Source organism: Ruegeria sp. YKSD163 (assembly GCF_059612905.1).
Map to the genome: position 1 here is coordinate 184,219 of NZ_JBXWRM010000005.1, position 17,719 is coordinate 201,937.

Consider the following 17,719-nt stretch of genomic DNA (forward strand, 5'->3'; position numbering starts at 1 on the left):
CCAACAGGGTAACGCGACCGGTTTCACAGGATGGACATCTCGTTTCTTCTGAATGGAGAGACAGTCACGCTGGCAGGGGTCGACCCCACGGCGACACTGCTCGATTGGCTGCGCGAGGCACGCGGATTGACCGGCACCAAGGAAGGCTGCAACGAGGGCGATTGCGGCGCCTGCACCGTGGCCGTCAGCGATGCCGATGGCACCCGCGCGCTGAACGCCTGTATCCTGTTTTTGCCGCAGCTTCATGGCAAGGCGGTGCGCACGGTCGAAGGGCTGGGCGGCAGCCATCCGGCGCAACAGGCCATGGTCACCCATCACGGCAGCCAGTGCGGCTTTTGCACGCCGGGCTTCGTGATGTCGATGGTCGCGGGCCATGCCGAGGGCGCCACCGACCACGACACCCAGTTGGCTGGCAATCTCTGCCGCTGCACCGGCTATGCCCCGATCATCCGCGCCGCCCGCGCGGTCGAGGATGCGCCCAAACCTGAGTGGCTCCATAGCGATCGTGCCTTCATTTCGCCGGAAATACTCCGGGGGGAGGCCGCAGGCCGGGGGGCAGAGCCCCCCACCTCCCCCTCCTCCTCCGATGAACTCGCGGAACTCTATGCCGCCCACCCAGACGCCACGCTGGTCGCCGGAGCGACCGACGTGGGCCTCTGGGTCACCAAGCAGTTGCGCGACCTGCCCAAGGTCATTTTCCTCTCTGGCTGCGCCGATCTGAAAGAGATCGAGATCACCGACACGCATGTGCGCCTGGGCGCCATGGTGGACATGAACCGAATGCGCGACGCCGTAGCACCCCTGCACCACTCCTATGGCGAGATGATCCGCCGCTATGCCAGCGTGCAGGTGCGCAATGCCGCCACTGTCGGCGGCAACATCGCCAATGGCTCGCCCATCGGCGACAACCCGCCCGCGCTGATCGCGCTGGGGGCGACATTGCATCTGCGAAAGGGTGACACGCGCCGCGACTTGCCGCTCGAGGCGTTCTTTCTCGAGTACGGCAAGCAGGACCGCGAGCCGGGTGAATTTGTCGAGGCGGTGAGCTTCCCGCGCCAGCCCGACCGGCTGAAATGCTACAAGCTGTCCAAGCGCTTCGATCAGGACATCTCGGCCGTCTGCGGCTGTTTCAACATCACCGCCGAGGGCGGCACCGTCACCGCCGCCCGCATCGCCTTTGGCGGTATGGCGGGCATCCCGAAACGCGCCCGCGCGGTCGAGGCGGCGCTGATCGGCCAGCCCTGGACGCAACAGGTTGTTAACGCGGCCCTGCCAGAGTTCGAGGCCGATTTCACCCCGATGTCGGACATGCGCGCCTCGGCCCGCTACCGGATGGAGACCGCCAAGGCGATGCTGCGCCGCTATTACGCCGAGGATCAGGGCCATTTGGCCAATGTGCTGGAGGTACGGGCATGAGCGTCGCCAAACCCCTGCCGCATGACGCGGCACCGCTGCATGTGGCCGGCACCGCCCGCTATGTCGACGATATCCCCACCCCGCGCGACACGCTGCACCTGGCCTTTGGCCTGAGCACGATTGCCAAGGGGCGGATCACCGCGATGGATCTGGACGCGGTACGGAAAGCGCCCGGCGTGGTGCTGGTGATGACGGCCGCTGACCTGCCTTTTGCCAACGATGTCTCGCCCTCGATACATGACGAACCTTTGCTCTCGGACGGTACGGTCCATTACGTCGGTCAGCCGGTCTTCGCAGTAGTGGCGACCAGCCACCTGGCCGCGCGCAAGGCGGTACGGCGGGCGCGGATCGACTATGCCGAGGAACCCGCGATCCTGACCATCGAACAGGCGCTGGCGGCCAACAGCCGGTTCGAGGACGGGCCGCGCATCTATGAAAAGGGCGATGCCGAGGCGGCGATTGCCGGGGCGGCCCATGTCATCGAGGGCACTTTCGAGCTGGGCGGGCAGGAGCATTTCTATCTCGAAGGTCAGGCCGCGCTGGCCCTGCCCGGCGAGGGCGGTGACATGCTGGTGCACAGTTCCACCCAGCACCCGACCGAGATTCAGCACAAGGTGGCCGAGGCTTTGGGCGTGCCGATGCACGCCGTCCGGGTCGAGACCCGCCGCATGGGCGGCGGCTTTGGCGGCAAGGAAAGCCAGGGCAACGCGTTGGCGGTGGCCTGCGCCGTGGCGGCCCGCGCCACCGGACGTGCCTGCAAGATGCGCTATGACCGCGACGACGACATGGTGATCACCGGCAAGCGCCACGCCTTCCGCATTGGTTATCGCGCCGGGTTCGACGGTGAAGGGCATATTCTGGGCGTCTCCTTCCTGCATCACGCGATCTGCGGCTGGGCGCAGGACCTGTCGCTGCCGGTGGCGGACCGGGCGATGCTGCATGCGGACAATGCCTATCTGTTGCCCAACGCCCGGATCGAAAGCCACCGGCTGAAAACCAACACCCAATCCGCCACCGCCTATCGCGGGTTTGGCGGGCCGCAGGGGATGGTGGGGATCGAGCGGGTGATGGATCATGCCGCGCATGTGCTGGAGATTGACCCGGTCGAGTTGAGGCAGCGCAATTATTATGCTGCGCCGGCGGGGGGCTCTGCCCCCCACACCCCCCGGAGTATTTCCGGCGAAATGAAGGAAAACACCACGCCCTATGGGCAGTTGGTCGAGGATTTCGAGCTGCACGGGATGACCGAGGCGCTGCTGGCATCGTCGGATTACGCCGCGCGCAAGGCGGCGGTGGCGGCGTGGAACGCGGCCAACCCGATCGTCAAGCGGGGCATCGCGTTTTCGCCGGTGAAGTTCGGCATTTCGTTCACCCTGACCCATCTGAACCAGGCGGGCGCGCTGGTACATGTCTATCAGGACGGGTCCGTGCATCTGAACCATGGCGGCACCGAGATGGGCCAGGGCCTGTTCCAGAAGGTGGCGCAGGTGGCCGCAAGCCGGTTCGGCATTCCGCTGGAGATGGTGAAGATCACCGCCACCGATACCGCCAAGGTGCCCAATACCTCAGCCACGGCGGCCTCGTCGGGGTCGGACCTGAACGGCATGGCGGTCAAGGCCGCCTGCGACACCATCCGCGACCGGATGGCGGCGTATCTCGCCGAGCGGCATCAGGCAGAGGTCGCCTCGGTCCGGTTCGTGGATGGGCACGTCGAGGTGGGCGAGGCGCGCTATAGCTTTGCCGAGGCGGCGGCGCTGGCCTATCAGGGGCGGATCAGCCTGTCGGCAACGGGGTTCTACAAGACGCCCAAGATCGAGTGGGACCGCATCCAGGGACGCGGGCGGCCGTTTTACTACTTTGCCTATGGCGCCTCGGTGACCGAGGTGGCGGTGGACACGCTGACCGGCGAATACCGCATCCTGCGCGCGGACATCCTGCATGATGCCGGGGCCTCGCTGAACCCCGATCTGGATATCGGCCAGGTCGAGGGCGGCTATGTGCAGGGCGCGGGCTGGCTGACAACCGAAGAGCTGGTCTGGGACGATCACGGGCGGCTCAGGACGCATGCGCCCTCGACCTACAAGATCCCGGCCTGTTCGGACCGGCCCGAGGTGTTCAACGTGGCGCTGTGGGACGGGCAGAACCGTGAGGACACGATCTACCGGTCGAAGGCGGTGGGCGAGCCGCCCTTCATGCTGGGAATTTCGGCCTGGCTGGCCTTGTCTGATGCGGTGGCGTCCTGTGGCGATGCCTATCCGGGGCTGAACGCGCCGGCGACGGCGGAGGAGGTCTGGAAAGGCATCCGGAGGCTTGGCGATGGCATTTGATCTGGAGGGGCTGCGCGCGGCGGTGGCCGCGCATGGGCGAGTGACCCGGGTGGTGATCGCGGCGATCAGGGGCTCCTCCCCGCGCGAGGTGGGCGCGGCGATGCTGGTCTGGGACAACGGCCAGTCGGGCACCATCGGCGGCGGCGCTTTGGAGTTTCAGGCAGCAGAGGCGGCGCGCACCGGGCGTCTGGGGCTGAGCCGCCATGCGCTGGGGCCGGAGCTAGGCCAGTGCTGCGGCGGGGCGGTGACGCTGTTGACGGAAAGCTGGGACGCGGCGCGGATTGACACGGTCGATGGCACGGTGGTCGCGCGGCCCGCGCTGCCGTTTTCCGGCGCGGAAAACGGACCGGAAACCTTGCAGGTTTCCGGCGCACCTCTCACGATCAAGCGCCTGCTCGCACAGGCGCGCGGACAGGGATTGCCTCCTGAACCTCAACTGATTGACGACTGGATGGTTGAGCCTGTCTTGCAACCCTCCCGGCAATTGTGGATCTGGGGTGCCGGCCATGTCGGCCGGGCGCTGGTGAATGCGCTGTCCCCGTTGCCCGACTTCGCCATCACCTGGGTCGATACGGCACCCGAACGGTTTCCCGAAACGATACCCGACGGGGTTACCCGTCTCCCCGCGGCGCGGCCTGCCGATCTGGTTGTCTATGCGCCGAAAGAGGCCGAGCATCTGATCCTGACCTATTCGCACGAACTGGACCTGGAACTGTGCAACCGGTTGCTGCGGCGCGATTTTGCCTTTGCCGGGCTGATTGGCTCGGCTACCAAATGGGCGCGATTCCGGTCGCGGCTGGCCGCGCTTGGTCACGCGCCGCAGCAGATCGGTCGTATCACCTGCCCAATCGGCGATCCCGCCCTGGGCAAACATCCCGCCAGCATCGCCATTGGCGTTGCCGCCCGACTCTTGAGCCCGGCGCATAGCGAAACGACAAGGAAGGAGCTGAGCGCGTGAGCAAACCACTTCTGAGCATCAAGGGGCTGACCAAGGCCTATCCCGGCGTGGTCGCCAACGACAATGTCAGTTTCGACATTGGCGAGGGCGAGGTACATGCCCTGCTGGGTGAGAACGGCGCGGGCAAGTCCACGCTGGTCAAGATGATATACGGGCTGGTCAAGCCCGACAGCGGCACCATGTCCCTGCGCGGCGCGCCTTATGCGCCGCCCGAGCCGCGCGCGGCGCGCGCTGACGGGATTGCCATGGTGTTCCAGCATTTCTCTCTGTTCGATGCGCTGAACGTCGCCGAGAATATCGCGCTGGGGATGGAGAATCCGCCCGCAATGGGCGATCTGGCCGCGCGCATCCGCGAGGTAAGCGAGACCTATGGCCTGCCGCTTGATCCGTTCCGCACGGTGGGCGATCTGAGCGCGGGCGAGCGGCAGCGGGTCGAGATCATCCGCTGCCTGCTCCAGGACCCCAAGCTGTTGATCATGGACGAGCCGACCAGCGTGCTGACGCCGCAGGAGGTGGAGATCCTGTTCCAGACGCTGCAAAAGCTGCGCTCCGAGGGAACCTCGATCCTCTATATCAGCCACAAGCTGGAGGAGATCCGGACACTCTGCGACCACGCGACCATCCTGCGGCTGGGCAAGAACGTGGGCGAATGCACCCCGCGCGAGACCTCGGCCCGCGACATGGCCGAGATGATGGTGGGCACGGCGCTGAAGACGCCGGAGCGGTCGGGCCGGGAGTTCGGCGAGATCGCACTGGATATCTCGGGCCTGTCGGTGCCCTCGCCCAGCGAATTCGGTACCTCGTTGAAGAACGTGCATATGACGGTGCGCAAGGGCGAGGTTCTGGGCATCGGCGGGGTTGCGGGCAACGGGCAGGACGAGCTCTTGGCCGTCTTGTCGGGCGAGATCCTGACGGCCGCGGACGCGGTCAAGAAGGATGGCCAGCCGGTGGGCCGGCTGGGCCCGGTGGCGCGGCGGCGGTTGGGCCTGCTGACGGCGCCCGAGGAGCGGCTGGGCCATGCGGCGGCGCCCAATATGAGCCTGACGGAAAACGCGCTGCTCACCGGATCGGTGCGCGAGGGGCTGGAAAGCAACGGGTTCCTGAAATGGGCCGAAACGCAGGCATTCGCAGAGAGGATCATCAAGGAATTCGACGTGCGCACGCCGGGGCCGGAAAACGCGGCGCGCTCGCTCTCGGGCGGCAACCTGCAAAAATTCGTCATCGGGCGCGAGGTGTTGCAGAACCCGGACGTGCTGGTGGTGAACCAGCCCACATGGGGTGTGGATGCATCGGCGGCCGCCGCGATCCGGCAGGCGCTTCTGGATCTGGCGGCCAAGGGCACGGCGGTGGTCTGCATCAGCCAGGACCTGGACGAGTTGATGGAAATCTCGGACACATTCGCAGCGCTGAACGAGGGCCGGCTGAGCGCGCCGCGCACCACTGTCGGGCTGACCGTTGACGAGATCGGCCTGATGATGGGCGGCGCCCACGGGATGGAGGTGGCGCATGTCTGACCTTTCCCCCGACAACAAGAAGAACAGGGAGACGCGCGCATGATCGTGCTGGAGAAACGTCCGCAGCCTTCGCGCACATGGTCAATGGCAACGCCGCTGGTGGCTGTGCTGGCGACGATGATCTGTGGCGGGCTGCTGTTCGCGGTACTGGGCAAGAACCCGGTCGAAGCGATCGGTACCATTTTTTGGGAGCCGCTGTTTGGCGAATATGCGTTCTACTATCGCCCACAACTGCTGGTGAAGGGCGCCCCGCTGGTGCTGATCGCCATCGGCCTCTCCTTGGGCTTTCGCGCGGGTATCTGGAACATCGGCGCCGAGGGACAGTATATCATGGGCGCCATCGTGGGCGCCGGTGTCGGGCTGGCCTTCTACCCGATGGAGGCCTTCTATATCTTTCCCCTGATGGTACTCGCGGGTGCTTTTGGCGGCTGGGTCTGGGCGATGATCCCGGCGTTCCTGAAGGTCCGGTTCGGCACCAACGAGATCCTGGTCTCGCTGATGCTGGTCTATGTGGCCGAGCAATTCCTTGCCTCGATGTCGCTGGGCCTGCTGAAAAACCCCGAAGGCTTCGGCTTTCCCGGCTCGCGCAACCTGCAATCCTATGCCAGCGCCCATAATGCCGAACTGATCGAAGGGTCCGGCATGCATTGGGGCGTGGTGGCGGCGTTTATCGCTGTGATCTTTGCCTATGTGCTGCTCAACCGGCACATGACTGGGTTCCATATCCGGCTGACCGGCGAGGCGCCGCGCGCGGCGCGGTTCGCAGGCGTGAAACCGGCCCGGCTGATCCTGTTTTGCCTGGGCATGTCCGGCGCGCTGGCAGGGCTGGCGGGGCTCTTCGAGGTCTCGGGCCCCTCGGGTCAGGTCAGCATCGATTTCAACGTGGGCTATGGCTTCACCGCGATCATCGTGGCCTTTCTGGGCCGTCTGCATCCGGTGGGCATCCTGCTGGCCGGGGGGCTGATGGCGCTGACCTATATCGGCGGCGAGATCGCGCAGGGCAGCCTGGGCCTGCCCGCAGCCGCGATCCAGGTGTTCCAGGGGATGCTGCTGTTCTTCCTGCTGGCGCTGGATCTGTTGACCAATTACCGCATCCGTGCGGCCCGCAAAGAGGTGGCGTGAACCATGGACCTGTCTGCAATCAATCCCGTCCTGCTGGTGGCCTCTCTGATGGTCGCCGCAACCCCTCTCCTGCTGGCCGCCATTGGTGAGCTGGTGGTGGAAAAGGCCGGTGTCCTGAACCTCGGTGTCGAGGGCATGATGATCACCGGCGCCATCTGCGGCTTTGCCATCTCGGTCGAGACCGGCTCGCCCTGGCTGGGCTTCATCGCCGCCGCGATCGGGGGGGCCATCCTGTCGCTGCTCTTTGTGCTGATGACCCAGGTGGCGCTGGCCAACCAGGTCGCCAGCGGTCTGGCGCTGACGTTGTTCGGCCTGGGGCTGAGCGCGCTGATGGGCCAGTCTTATGTGGGGATCAAACCGCCCGCGATGGGGCGGCTCGACCTGCCGGTACTCAGCGATCTGCCGGTGGTGGGGCCGATCCTGTTCAGCCATGACCCGATCCTCTATCTGGGCATCCTGCTGACCGGCGCGGTCTGGTGGGTTCTGAAATACAGCCGCGCGGGCCTGATCCTGCGCGCGGTGGGCGAAAACCACGATGCCGCCCATGCGCTGGGCTACAAGGTGATCCGCATCCGCGTTCTGGCGATCCTGTTCGGCGGCGCCTGCGCGGGGCTGGGCGGCGCCTATATCAGCCTGATCCGGGTGCCCCAGTGGACCGAAGGCATGACCGCCGGTGTCGGCTGGATTGCGCTGGCTCTGGTGGTGTTTGCCAGCTGGAAACCCTGGCGCGCGCTGCTGGGTGCCTATCTTTTTGGCGGCGTCACCGTGGTCCAGCTGAACCTTCAGGCGGCGGGCGTTGCCATCCCGGTCGAGTATCTGGCAATGTCGCCCTATCTCATCACGATCCTTGTGCTTGTGATCCTTTCCGCGGACAAGAGCGGTGCGCCTGCCGCACTTGGACGCAGCTTCCACGCCTCTCATTGACGAGGGGCCAACCACAACGAAACTGCAAACGAACCATAAAGGGGAGTCACTACATGAAATTCACCTCACTTCTCGCAAGTGCCGCAATGGTGCTGGGTCTGGCGACCGGCGCCATGGCGGAGGACAAGACCAAGGTCGGTTTTGTCTATGTCGGACCGGTCGGCGACGGCGGCTGGACTTATGAGCACGACAAGGGCCGCCAGGCCGTCGAGGCGGAATTTGGCGACAAGGTCGAAACCGTGTTCGTCGAAAGCGTGCCCGAAGGCCCCGATGCCGAGCGGGTGATGACCCAGATGGCACTGGAAGGCGCCGACCTGATCTTTACCACCTCGTTCGGTTACATGGACCCCACGATCAACGTGGCCAAGAAGTTCCCGAAGGTGAAGTTCGAGCATGCCACCGGCTACAAGCAGGCCGAGAACGTGTCGGTCTATTCGGCCCGTTTCTATGAAGGCCGCGCCGTGCAAGGCACCATCGCCGGGCGCATGACCAAGTCGAACATCGTGGGTTACATCGGCTCCTACCCGATCCCCGAAGTGATCCGCGGCATCAACTCGGCCTTCATCCACGCCCGCAAGGTGAACCCGGACGTCCAGTTCAAGATCGTCTGGGCCTATACTTGGTTCGACCCGGCGAAAGAGGCCGATGCTGCCAAGGTGCTGATCGAACAGGGTGCGGACGTGATTCTGCAGCACACCGACTCGACCGCGCCGCAGGCAGCCGCGCAGGCCGCCGGCAACGTGATCACCTTTGGCCAGGCCTCGGACATGAGCGAATATGCCCCGATGCCGCGCGTCAGCTCGATCATCGACAACTGGGCGCCCTATTACATCGCCCGCACCAAGGCGGTAATGGATGGCACCTGGACCAGCGTAAGCACCTGGGACGGCATTGGCCCTGGCATGGTTGGCATCGGCGAGATCTCGGACGCGGTTCCGGCCGATGTGAAGGCCGAGGCGTTGGCGCTGAAGGATGCGATCGCAAACGGTTCCTACCATCCGTTCACCGGCCCGCTGAAAAAGCAGGACGGCTCGGACTGGCTGGCAGAAGGCGAGACCGCCGATGACGGTACGCTGGCGGGCATGAACTTCTACGTCGAAGGCATCGAAGGCGACATCCCGAACTGATCCCCGTTCTGATGACTGAACCAAAGGCCCCGCCCCGGCGGGGCCTTTTTCTTTGCGGCCTGTACCGCCGGGCCAAGAAAATTCGTCGAATTTTCTTGGCCGTTCCACCCGGCTCTGATCGGCAAAAACGCGCCAATGCGTGTATGACGGTCCGGTTTTCCCGCATAGGGTGCGACCCGTTCAGCGTGTACCCTGTCCCTGCCCCATACGTATTTTCAGGGGTGGCATTTTCATAAAGGAGACTGACATGGCACGTTTTGTTGTCGATACCGGCAATCTGGAAATGGACAAGACCACCGAGATGGAGCTTCAGGGCGAAATCCAGAAGCTGGTCCTTGGCCATATCGCCCGCACCGGGTTCGAGAAGCCCTGGGTGACCAAGTTCCCCCGCGACTGGTACGGAATCATCCTGCACCCCGAACTCGACCCGTTGCTGGAGCGGGAAAAGCAGATGGGCAACATGCTCGCCCGCCTGGGGTGAGGCCGATGTCCAGCCCCGACAGAACCTGCCCGAGCGCGCGCTGCGCGCCGGGCAACCAGCTCTTGGGCGTCAAGGGGTCGGACGGGCATGTGCGCCATCTGCGCAGTTCCATGACCATCGACGCCGATTTCGTCGAAACCGCCTCTGCCCATGGCAAGCCCGAGGCGCGCATGCGCTTTTCCTCCCCCTGCGCGACCTCGGGCTGTGCGCAATGGACCGGCAGCCGCTGTAGCGTGATCGACCATGTCCTGGCACATCTGGATCAGGCGCAGGTGCCGCCGGCCGGTCACCTGCCCCCCTGTCCGATCCGGGGCACCTGCCGCTGGTTCGACCAGACCGGCGAAACCGCCTGCCGCGCCTGCAGCATGGTGATCACCGATCAGTCGGCCATTGCCGCCGAATAGGAAAGGGGCCGGAAACGGCCCCTTTCATTCACCCGTCGCATCGCGTCAATGACCGCCGGAAAGCACAAGGGTTTTCACCGGCATCAAAAGCACACGCAGCCGCAGGCCTGCGGCATGCACCACGCCGATTGTGTCCACCACGTGCAGGAAAGCGCGTTCGAAGCCACCCAGATCGGGGTCATGCTCCAGCCGGTCATGGTTGTTGGTGTACACATTGGCAAGGCAGGCGCTGCCCGGCGGCAACAGATCGGCCCCGCCTTCATAGAGCGGCTCCAAATAGACGGTCACGCTGCCGGGCGTCAGGTTCTTGGCCGGGTCGCGCAGCACGTCGCTGGGGTGGATCTGTCCCGAGGGGATCACGTCCTGCACCGCCACCACCACCATGGGAACGATGGTAAAGGGCTTGGTCATGCACCCGATCTCGCCGACCATGCCCGGTTTTATCACTTGTGCCGCCATCTGATTGAACCCGGCCTGGAACCGGCCCCGGCCCGAATCCGACGGCACCAAAAGGCCGGCGGGCCGCAACAGCGGGCTGACATAGTCGCCGACCTGAAGCCCGAACTGTTCGATCCGGCCATCGACCCCCGCCACGATCAGCGTCTTGCCCAGCTCGGCCTGGGCCAGTTCCAGCTGCGCCTGGGCGCTGGCCATCTGGGCCGGGATCAGCACCTCGATCTGCTGCTCAGCCGCCGCCTTGCTGGCCTCGGCCGCCAGCAACATAGCCTCGCGTTCGCTCACCAGATTGTCGAGCCGCTCGATCTCGGTCAGGCGGACCGCGCTCGATCCCTGATCCTTGAGCGTCTGGTTGCGGGCCAGGTCCTCTTGCGCCTGGGTCAGCGCAGCGCGCGCCTGGGCAATGCCCGCATCCGCCATGGCCAGATCGGTCAGCGCCAGTTTGCTTGCCGCCTCGATCTGGGCAATGCCAGCATTTGCCGCCTCGACCGCTGCCTGTTGCGACAGCCCTTCGAGCCGCAGGATGGGCTGGCCCGCCTCGATCAGCTGGTTGTTTTCCACAAAGACCTCTTCGACGCGTCCGCCCACCTGCGGCAGAATCGTCACCGTACGGAAATACGAGGTCACCGCATTGGTCGCCGGGTGGAAATAGAACAGCGTGGTCAGAACCATCAGGGTCAGCATGGCACAGCTGGTCAGGCCCCAGCGCAATTCATACCAGACCGAGAACAGGGTCAACTCATGACCAATTCGTTTGCCCTGGACATAGCGGCGGAACAGATAGTCCGGCAATAGCGTGACAAGCGCGCAGAGTATCGTTTCGAGCATGGATCAGTGCCCCTCTGTCGCGGCGGCAGGATGGGAATGCGGTTCTGCGACCGTCTCCGGCGGCGAACTGTCCTGCATCGCGGAATCGGAGCCGCGCGCGCGGATCGCATCGGCAATGGCGCGCAGCGGTGCGGCCAGATCGGGAATCTGGAACCCCGCCACCAGAACCGCAGCCACCCAGAACACGTTGTTATGAGTAAAGAGCGCCAGCAGCGCCAGAATTCCCACCAGCTGGAACTGGGAATGGTTGCTTTTGTGGGCCATGCGTTCTGGCAGGGCATGCAGGGTAAAATAACCAACGCCGATCAGCAGGATCAGGCCTATGGTAAAGACGGCCATGAAACCCAGCAGGAAATCACTGCCGTCGGCGGCCACGATATAGGACGGCACATGTCCGGATGCCATCGGATGTATGTTCTCCGCGCTCAAACTGCTCTCCCGAAAACATTTAATCAGTCAGCGCAACTATGCGCCGCCGGAACCGCAGGGTGCAAGCCGTCGCGATCAAATAGGATTTGATCTTTTCGACCCTTTCGGTGCGTGCCATTGTCCGCGCATGACATCGCTCCTCACCACCCCCGACGGCAGCCCGGCAAGCGCTTTTGCCTATGGTACAATGCAATTTGGCGGCCGCGCCGACGCGGCGGCATCGGCCGCCATGTACGCCGCCTGCCGCGCCGCCGGCCTCAGCCATTTCGACACCGCCTATGTGTATACCGGCGGCCAGTCCGAGACCCTTTTGGGAGAGATGATCCGGGCCGAGCGCGAACGGCTCTTGATCGCCACCAAGGTGGGCTATTTGGGGGGCGCGGGGGCGGCGAATATCCGGGCGCAGTTCGATATCTGCCGCCAGCGGCTGGGACTCGACATGATCGATGCGCTTTATCTGCATCGGTTCGATCCCGACACCGACCTCAACGAGACGATGGAATGCCTGGCGCGGCTGCGCGATGCCGGGCAGATCCGCTATGTCGGCCTGTCGAATTTCGCCGCCTGGCAGGTGATGAAGGCGGTGGCGGTGGCCGGTCTGTTCGACCTGCGCATCGACCTGTTGCAGCCGATGTACAACCTGGTCAAACGCCAGGCCGAGGTCGAAATCCTGCCGATGTGCGCCGATCAGGGTATCGCGGTGGCGGCCTATTCGCCGCTGGGCGGCGGGCTCTTGACCGGAAAATATGTCGGCGGCGGCGCAGGGCGGCTGACCGAGGATGACCGCTATGGTGCGCGCTATGGGCTGGACTGGATGCCACGCGCGGCCGAGGGTCTGGTGCGGATCGGGACCGAGTTGGGAGTCGACCCGGCGACGCTGGCGGTGGCCTGGGTGGCGGCCAGCCCGCTGGGCGCGCAGCCGATCATCTCGGCCCGCTCGGCCGAACAGTTGCGGCCCTCGCTGGCGGCGATGAGCTATGAAATGTCACCAGAGCTTTACGCGCGGCTCACGGCACTCAGCCCGACACCACCCCCGGCGACGGACAGGATCGAGGAACAGGCATGATCGACTTTCTGGTGATCGGCGGCGGCATCGCGGGCCTGAGCGCGGGCGCCCGCCTGTCGGCGCATGGCAAGGTCACGGTGCTCGAGGCCGAAGAGGCGCTGGGCTACCACGCCTCGGGCCGCTCGGCGGCGCTGTTCGAGCAGGCTTATGGCAAACCGGCGGTGGTCGCGCTGAACCGGGCCAGCGCCCAGTATCACCATACAGCCAATGGCGGCTATCTGACCCCGCGCGGGCTGATGCTGGTGGGCGCTGCCGATCAGGCGGAGGCGTTTCAGGCCGATATCGTCGACATGGAGATGACGCCGGTCTCGCTGGACGAGGCCCGCGCCATGGTGCCCATCCTGAACCCGGAAACGGTGGTCTATACCGCCTATCATGCCGAGGCCTGGGATATCGACACCGACCGGCTGATGCAGGATTTCGCCCGCGTGATCCGCGCCAATGGCGGCGCGGTGCTGACCCGGCAGCGGGTAACCCGGATCTCGCGTGGCGCGGTCTGGCAGGTCGAGGCGGGTGACGTGTTCGAGGCGCGCAACATCGTCAACGCCGCCGGTGCCTGGGCCGATCAGGTAGCGGTGATGGCGGGGGTGGCACCCATCGGTTTGCAACCCTATCGCCGTTCCATGGCGCGTATCCCCGCGCCCGGCGGTCATGACCTGAGCGGCTGGCCGATGCTGATGGGCGTCGGCGAGACCTGGTATGCCAAGCCCGATGCGGGCAAGCTGATCGTCTCGCCTGCCGAGGCCGACCCGGTCGAGCCGCAGGACGCCTGGGCCGATGACATGGTGCTGGCCGAGGGGCTGGCGCGCTATCAGGAAATGGTGACCGAGGAAGTCACCCGGATGGACAGCAACTGGGCGGGCTTGCGCAGTTTTGCCCCCGACCGGGTGCTGGTGCTGGGGCCGGACCCGGACCAGCGCGATTTCATCTGGTGCGCCGGTCAGGGCGGCTATGGGTTCCAGACCTCGCCTGCGGCGTCGCAGCTGCTATGCGACCTGGTGACAGGGGCCGCACCCGAGATCGAGGCCGGGGTGGTGGCGCAGTTGCGCCCGGAGCGGCTGAGATGAGCCGCAAGCCGCCCTCGGTCGCCAGTATCGCCACGACTGGTGAAGGTGCGCGCATGTTCGCGCCCGCCGCAGATCGGAACACGGGGGTGCTCTGCGATCTGCTGGAGCAGGTGGCCCCGCATAAGGGTCGCGCGCTGGAACTGGCTAGCGGCACCGGCCAGCATGTCAGCGCCTTTGCCGAACGGCTTCCGGGGCTGTATTGGCAACCGACCGAGGTGGATGCCCAGCGTCGCGCCAGCATCGACGCCTATTGCGAGGGCCTGGACAATGTCGCGCCAGTGCAGGAACTGAACGCGACGCGCCCCGGCTGGGGTGCGGACTGGGCGGGGCAGGACCTGGTGGTGCTGATCAACCTGCTTCACCTGATTTCCGAGGGAGAGGCTGCGACCCTGATCGCCGAGGCCGCCGCCGCGCTGGCGCCCGGCGGGCGGCTGGTGATCTATGGCCCCTTCATGCGGGCGGGCGAATTGACCAGCGAGGGTGACGCGCGGTTCCATGCCGCGCTGACCGCCGAGGACCCCGAGATCGGCTACAAGGACGATTTCGACACGATGGACCTGATGCAGGCGGCCGGGCTGGAGATGGCCGAGGTGTTAGAGATGCCCGCGAACAATCTGGCCCTGATCGCTGAAAAGCCGCGGGTCTGATCCAGATCAAGGCCGCCGGGCCGGCAACCCTTACACATGCCGATGTCAATATGTGTGTAAGGACATTCGAATGAACTGGAACGACAAGCTGTCAGCCACCCGCGCGGGGCTGCGCAATCTGCATGGCGCCATTCCCGACACCGCCCGCGCCTTTGGCGCTCTGGGCAAGACGGTAAAGGAAGGCGGCACGCTGGATTTCAAGACCAAGGAATTCGTGGCGCTTGGCATCTCGATCGCCTCGCGTTGCGAGCCCTGCATCTCTCTGCATGTCGAGGCGCTGGTCAAGGCCGGTGCCAGCCGCGAGGAACTGTCCGATGTGCTGGCCATGTCGATCCAGATGGGCGGTGGGCCGTCGATGATGTATGCCGCCAAGGCGCTGGAGTGTTTCGACGAACTGGTCGGGTAACGAGCAGTCCGGGGCGCGGTCGACGCGCGCGCCCCGCCACATCCGGGATCAGCCGTAGATATGGCCACCCAGGTATTTGCCACCGTTGTCGCAACAAAAGGTGACGACGCGTTTGCCCGGGCCGATCTCTTGTGCCAGCTGGATCGCGGCAACCACGTTCAGGCCGGTTGACCCGCCGCCGAACACGCCGGTTTCCCGCGCCAGGCGTCGGCACATCTCGAATCCCTGCTCCTGATCAATCGCCCGAATGTCAGACAGCCGCCCACGGTCCAGAAACGGCGGTTCAAAGCCGACCCCCACCCCTTCGACGCGGTGCGCGCCGCCCTTGCCGGTGGTGAGCAACGGTGATTGCAGCGGTTCGAGCGCGATCACCTGCGCCGTGACCCCGGCCTGTGTCAGGCCATCGGCCGCGCCCATCAGCGCCGCCCCGGTACCTACCGCCGAGACCAGAACATCGACCTGCCCGCCCAGAGCCTCCGCAATCTCGCGCCCCATCGGTTCGTACCCCGCGCGCACGTCGGGCGATCCAAACTGATCGGCGTAATAGCTGCCCGGTTCCCCGGCCAGTGCAAAGGCGCGCGCTTTCATCCGCTGGATCAGGTCGGGTGTGATGCCCCGGCCCTGGCTCTCCTCGACCAGAACCTCGGCGCCAAACGCCTCCATCGCCTGCCGCTTGCTGGCCGAGAAGGCATCGGAGAACACCGCCGTGAAGCGCAGCCCCAGCACCGCCGAGACAAAGGCCAGCGCGGTACCGGTACTGCCGCCGGTGTATTCGACCACCCGGTCGCCCGGGCGCAGATCGCACCGCCGCATGGCACGGCCCAAGACCGATATCGCCATGCGGTCCTTGTAGGATCCGGTCGGGTTGCCGCCTTCGAGCTTGATCCAGATCTCGGCGCCGCCTTCCGGCTCCAGCGCGCGGAGGCGAACCAGCGGTGTGTTGCCGACTGCCGTCAATGTGTCGTCATCACGCATCCCGTTAACCATTCGACGTCAATACACAGTCCCATTCGCTGCCGACCGGATCCGGGTCGCGATACATGGCGTCGTCGCCCTTGATCCAGATCGAGTGGTCAAAACTGCCCTCGTATTTCGCACCCGACGCGGTTCTTACCAACGACCCGGTATCGACTCTGCCGCCGCGTTCGAACCGAACGCTGGGCAGTTCGGTCGCGTAGAAATAGGTCACGACCTCATTCGCCGGGTTGCCGCCGCAGGCCCAAAAGGCGATGCCAGTCGGATCCTCCAGCATCCAGCGGGCCACCAGCTCGCCCTCGCGCCGCAGATAGCTTTCAGAGACGCAGGTGCGCAGGTCGTCGGCCTTCCAGCAGGCATCTCGCCCCTTGATCCAGCCGCGCTGCGCGGCCCGCAGCTGATTTTCTGCCTCGACGGCGCCTGTGTCGAGACCCTTGACCATGTCGATCGCCGCGCCGTAGCGGCCGGCGACCAGACGGTCGAGCCGGGCAAGCTCGGCATCCTGGCAGATCAGCTTTTCCGCTGCGCCCTGCGCCTTGTCACAATCGAAGGAAGGGCCTTGCTGCGCAAGAGCGGGCGTAGCGAAGAACAGACCAATGGCAAAAAGGGTGCGCATTCAGGGGGCTCCGGAACGTCAAACTGACAATTGACCCAAACATAGCAGTTCACCGGCACAAGAGAAATCTCGGCGTCAATATCCGCCGCGCAGCTTGCGCAGGCCCGTGATTGCGGTTTCGATCTGGCCCAGAGCCGGATTGTCTCGCAGATGAATCGCCCGGCAGGCCAGTCGCATATCCGGCGCACCCCGCACCGCATACAGGCGTCCGCGCCGCAACAGACCCGCGACCATCACCTCAGGGAAGTACCCGACTCCACCGCGCCGCATCAGATAGCGCAGGCCCATCGCCACGTTGCCCAGAACGATATGCTGGCGGCTGCCGGGCGGCATCACCTGTTGCCAGAGTCGGTCATATTCGGCACAGAATTCCAGGTTAATGAACAGCGGCAACTCGTCCGACCCAAGTGTCAGGGGCTGATCCGATACCAGCGTCAGCCGTTCGTCGGGCAGGTCAGTAACCTCGATCCCGGGCTGCGTCGGGCGGTCATGTACCAAAGCCAGGTCGACAAGGCGTTCGGCCACCGCCACCCCCATATCAAGCGCGTGATCATAGTTCAGAGTGAAGGGGACAACGCCCTGTTCCTGTTCCAGCCAGACCGCCATGTCGACCAGCAGCGCATCCCAGAGCGACAGTTGCGCCCCCAGCCGCAACGCGCCGCGCGCGCCGGGGCCGGCGGCCATTTCGGCTGTGACGAAGGTCCATGTGCGCAGCATCTGCTCGGCATGCGGGCGGAACCGTTGTCCGGCAAGGCTGAGGCGCGTGCCAGCCGGACCACGCTCGAAAAGCGCGACCCCCAGCGCGGTTTCAAGCGCCTTGATGCGGGCGCTGACAGCGGTCTGGGTGACGTTGAGCCCACGGGCTGCCGCGTGGAAACTGCCGGCCTCGGCAATGGCGAGAAAGGTTTCAAGCGCGATTATCTGCATAACTGAAAGGGTTTTCAGATCACTCTGAG

The 17,719-nt window shown here is 65.2% G+C and carries 18 protein-coding genes; 13 read left to right on the forward strand and 5 right to left on the reverse strand.

Translation table 11 applies throughout. From position 1 onward, the window contains the following. Nucleotides 1–30 precede the first annotated feature (30 nt). The 9 genes from xdhA to AC2FNA_RS09350 all read left to right on the forward strand — a co-directional run bounded on the left by xdhA (nt 31) and on the right by AC2FNA_RS09350 (nt 10,273). On the forward strand, nt 31–1,416 hold the full coding sequence (gene xdhA, locus AC2FNA_RS09310) for a xanthine dehydrogenase small subunit (RefSeq protein ID WP_496825874.1): 1,386 nt from the start codon (nt 31–33) through the stop codon (nt 1,414–1,416). Then, nucleotides 1,413–3,743, forward strand: coding sequence for a xanthine dehydrogenase molybdopterin binding subunit (xdhB, locus tag AC2FNA_RS09315; protein WP_496825876.1), 2,331 nt, complete (start codon nt 1,413–1,415; stop codon nt 3,741–3,743). Before xdhA ends, xdhB begins: the two co-directional genes overlap by 4 nt. After that, nucleotides 3,733–4,701 (forward strand): xanthine dehydrogenase accessory protein XdhC, encoded by a 969-nt coding sequence (gene xdhC / locus AC2FNA_RS09320; RefSeq protein WP_496825878.1) that lies wholly within the window; start codon nt 3,733–3,735, stop codon nt 4,699–4,701. Before xdhB ends, xdhC begins: the two co-directional genes overlap by 11 nt. Then, nucleotides 4,698–6,215 carry an ABC transporter ATP-binding protein gene (locus tag AC2FNA_RS09325; RefSeq protein WP_496825880.1) on the forward strand — a complete coding sequence of 506 codons (1,518 nt, stop codon included), beginning with the start codon at nt 4,698–4,700 and terminating at the stop codon, nt 6,213–6,215. The genes xdhC and AC2FNA_RS09325 overlap by 4 nt, the downstream gene beginning before the upstream one ends. A 39-nt stretch (nt 6,216–6,254) precedes the next feature. Continuing rightward, nucleotides 6,255–7,337, forward strand: a complete 1,083-nt coding sequence (locus tag AC2FNA_RS09330) for an ABC transporter permease (RefSeq protein ID WP_496825882.1) — start codon at nt 6,255–6,257, stop codon at nt 7,335–7,337. Nucleotides 7,338–7,340: 3 nt separating this feature from the next. Further along, complete coding sequence (locus AC2FNA_RS09335) at nt 7,341–8,261, forward strand: ABC transporter permease (RefSeq protein ID WP_234137497.1); 921 nt, start codon at nt 7,341–7,343, stop codon at nt 8,259–8,261. 53 nt (nt 8,262–8,314) lie between these two features. Continuing rightward, nucleotides 8,315–9,388: a BMP family ABC transporter substrate-binding protein gene (locus AC2FNA_RS09340; RefSeq protein WP_496825884.1), complete on the forward strand. Its 1,074-nt coding sequence runs from the start codon at nt 8,315–8,317 to the stop codon at nt 9,386–9,388. Between the two features lie 247 nt (nt 9,389–9,635). Then, nucleotides 9,636–9,869, forward strand: coding sequence for a hypothetical protein (locus AC2FNA_RS09345; RefSeq protein WP_234137495.1), 234 nt, complete (start codon nt 9,636–9,638; stop codon nt 9,867–9,869). Nucleotides 9,870–9,874: 5 nt separating this feature from the next. Next, entirely contained in the window at nt 9,875–10,273 is a 399-nt protein-coding gene (locus tag AC2FNA_RS09350) for a hypothetical protein (RefSeq protein WP_496825886.1), read from the forward strand. A gap of 45 nt (nt 10,274–10,318) precedes the next feature. Here the strand turns inward: AC2FNA_RS09350 and AC2FNA_RS09355 are convergent, their stop codons facing one another. Both AC2FNA_RS09355 and AC2FNA_RS09360 read right to left on the reverse strand, forming a co-directional pair. Then, nucleotides 10,319–11,557: an HlyD family secretion protein gene (locus AC2FNA_RS09355; RefSeq protein WP_496825888.1), complete on the reverse strand. Its 1,239-nt coding sequence runs from the start codon at nt 11,555–11,557 to the stop codon at nt 10,319–10,321. A gap of 3 nt (nt 11,558–11,560) precedes the next feature. Then, nucleotides 11,561–11,962, reverse strand: coding sequence for a hypothetical protein (locus AC2FNA_RS09360; protein WP_496825890.1), 402 nt, complete (start codon nt 11,960–11,962; stop codon nt 11,561–11,563). Between the two features lie 151 nt (nt 11,963–12,113). On the opposite strand from AC2FNA_RS09360, the gene AC2FNA_RS09365 reads away from it, so the two are divergent. From AC2FNA_RS09365 to AC2FNA_RS09380, 4 genes are all read left to right on the forward strand, one after another. Beyond that, a complete protein-coding gene (locus AC2FNA_RS09365; RefSeq protein WP_496825892.1) occupies nt 12,114–13,052 on the forward strand; it encodes an aldo/keto reductase in 939 nt (312 codons plus the stop codon). Next, on the forward strand, nt 13,049–14,119 hold the full coding sequence (locus tag AC2FNA_RS09370) for an NAD(P)/FAD-dependent oxidoreductase (RefSeq protein WP_496825894.1): 1,071 nt from the start codon (nt 13,049–13,051) through the stop codon (nt 14,117–14,119). Before AC2FNA_RS09365 ends, AC2FNA_RS09370 begins: the two co-directional genes overlap by 4 nt. After that, nucleotides 14,116–14,766 (forward strand): DUF938 domain-containing protein, encoded by a 651-nt coding sequence (locus AC2FNA_RS09375; RefSeq protein ID WP_496825896.1) that lies wholly within the window; start codon nt 14,116–14,118, stop codon nt 14,764–14,766. Before AC2FNA_RS09370 ends, AC2FNA_RS09375 begins: the two co-directional genes overlap by 4 nt. A 70-nt stretch (nt 14,767–14,836) precedes the next feature. Beyond that, nucleotides 14,837–15,172 carry a carboxymuconolactone decarboxylase family protein gene (locus tag AC2FNA_RS09380; RefSeq protein ID WP_234137488.1) on the forward strand — a complete coding sequence of 112 codons (336 nt, stop codon included), beginning with the start codon at nt 14,837–14,839 and terminating at the stop codon, nt 15,170–15,172. A 48-nt stretch (nt 15,173–15,220) separates the two neighbouring features. Here AC2FNA_RS09380 and AC2FNA_RS09385 read toward each other — a convergent pair whose 3' ends face one another. The 3 genes from AC2FNA_RS09385 to AC2FNA_RS09395 all read right to left on the reverse strand — a co-directional run bounded on the left by AC2FNA_RS09385 (nt 15,221) and on the right by AC2FNA_RS09395 (nt 17,690). Then, complete coding sequence (locus tag AC2FNA_RS09385) at nt 15,221–16,147, reverse strand: PLP-dependent cysteine synthase family protein (RefSeq protein ID WP_496825898.1); 927 nt, start codon at nt 16,145–16,147, stop codon at nt 15,221–15,223. A 4-nt stretch (nt 16,148–16,151) separates the two neighbouring features. Further along, a complete protein-coding gene (locus AC2FNA_RS09390; protein WP_496825900.1) occupies nt 16,152–16,763 on the reverse strand; it encodes an MliC family protein in 612 nt (203 codons plus the stop codon). Between the two features lie 75 nt (nt 16,764–16,838). After that, the gene (locus AC2FNA_RS09395) at nt 16,839–17,690 is read right to left on the reverse strand and encodes a LysR family transcriptional regulator (protein ID WP_496825902.1); all 852 of its coding nucleotides are present in this window, start codon (nt 17,688–17,690) and stop codon (nt 16,839–16,841) included. Nucleotides 17,691–17,719 lie beyond the last annotated feature (29 nt).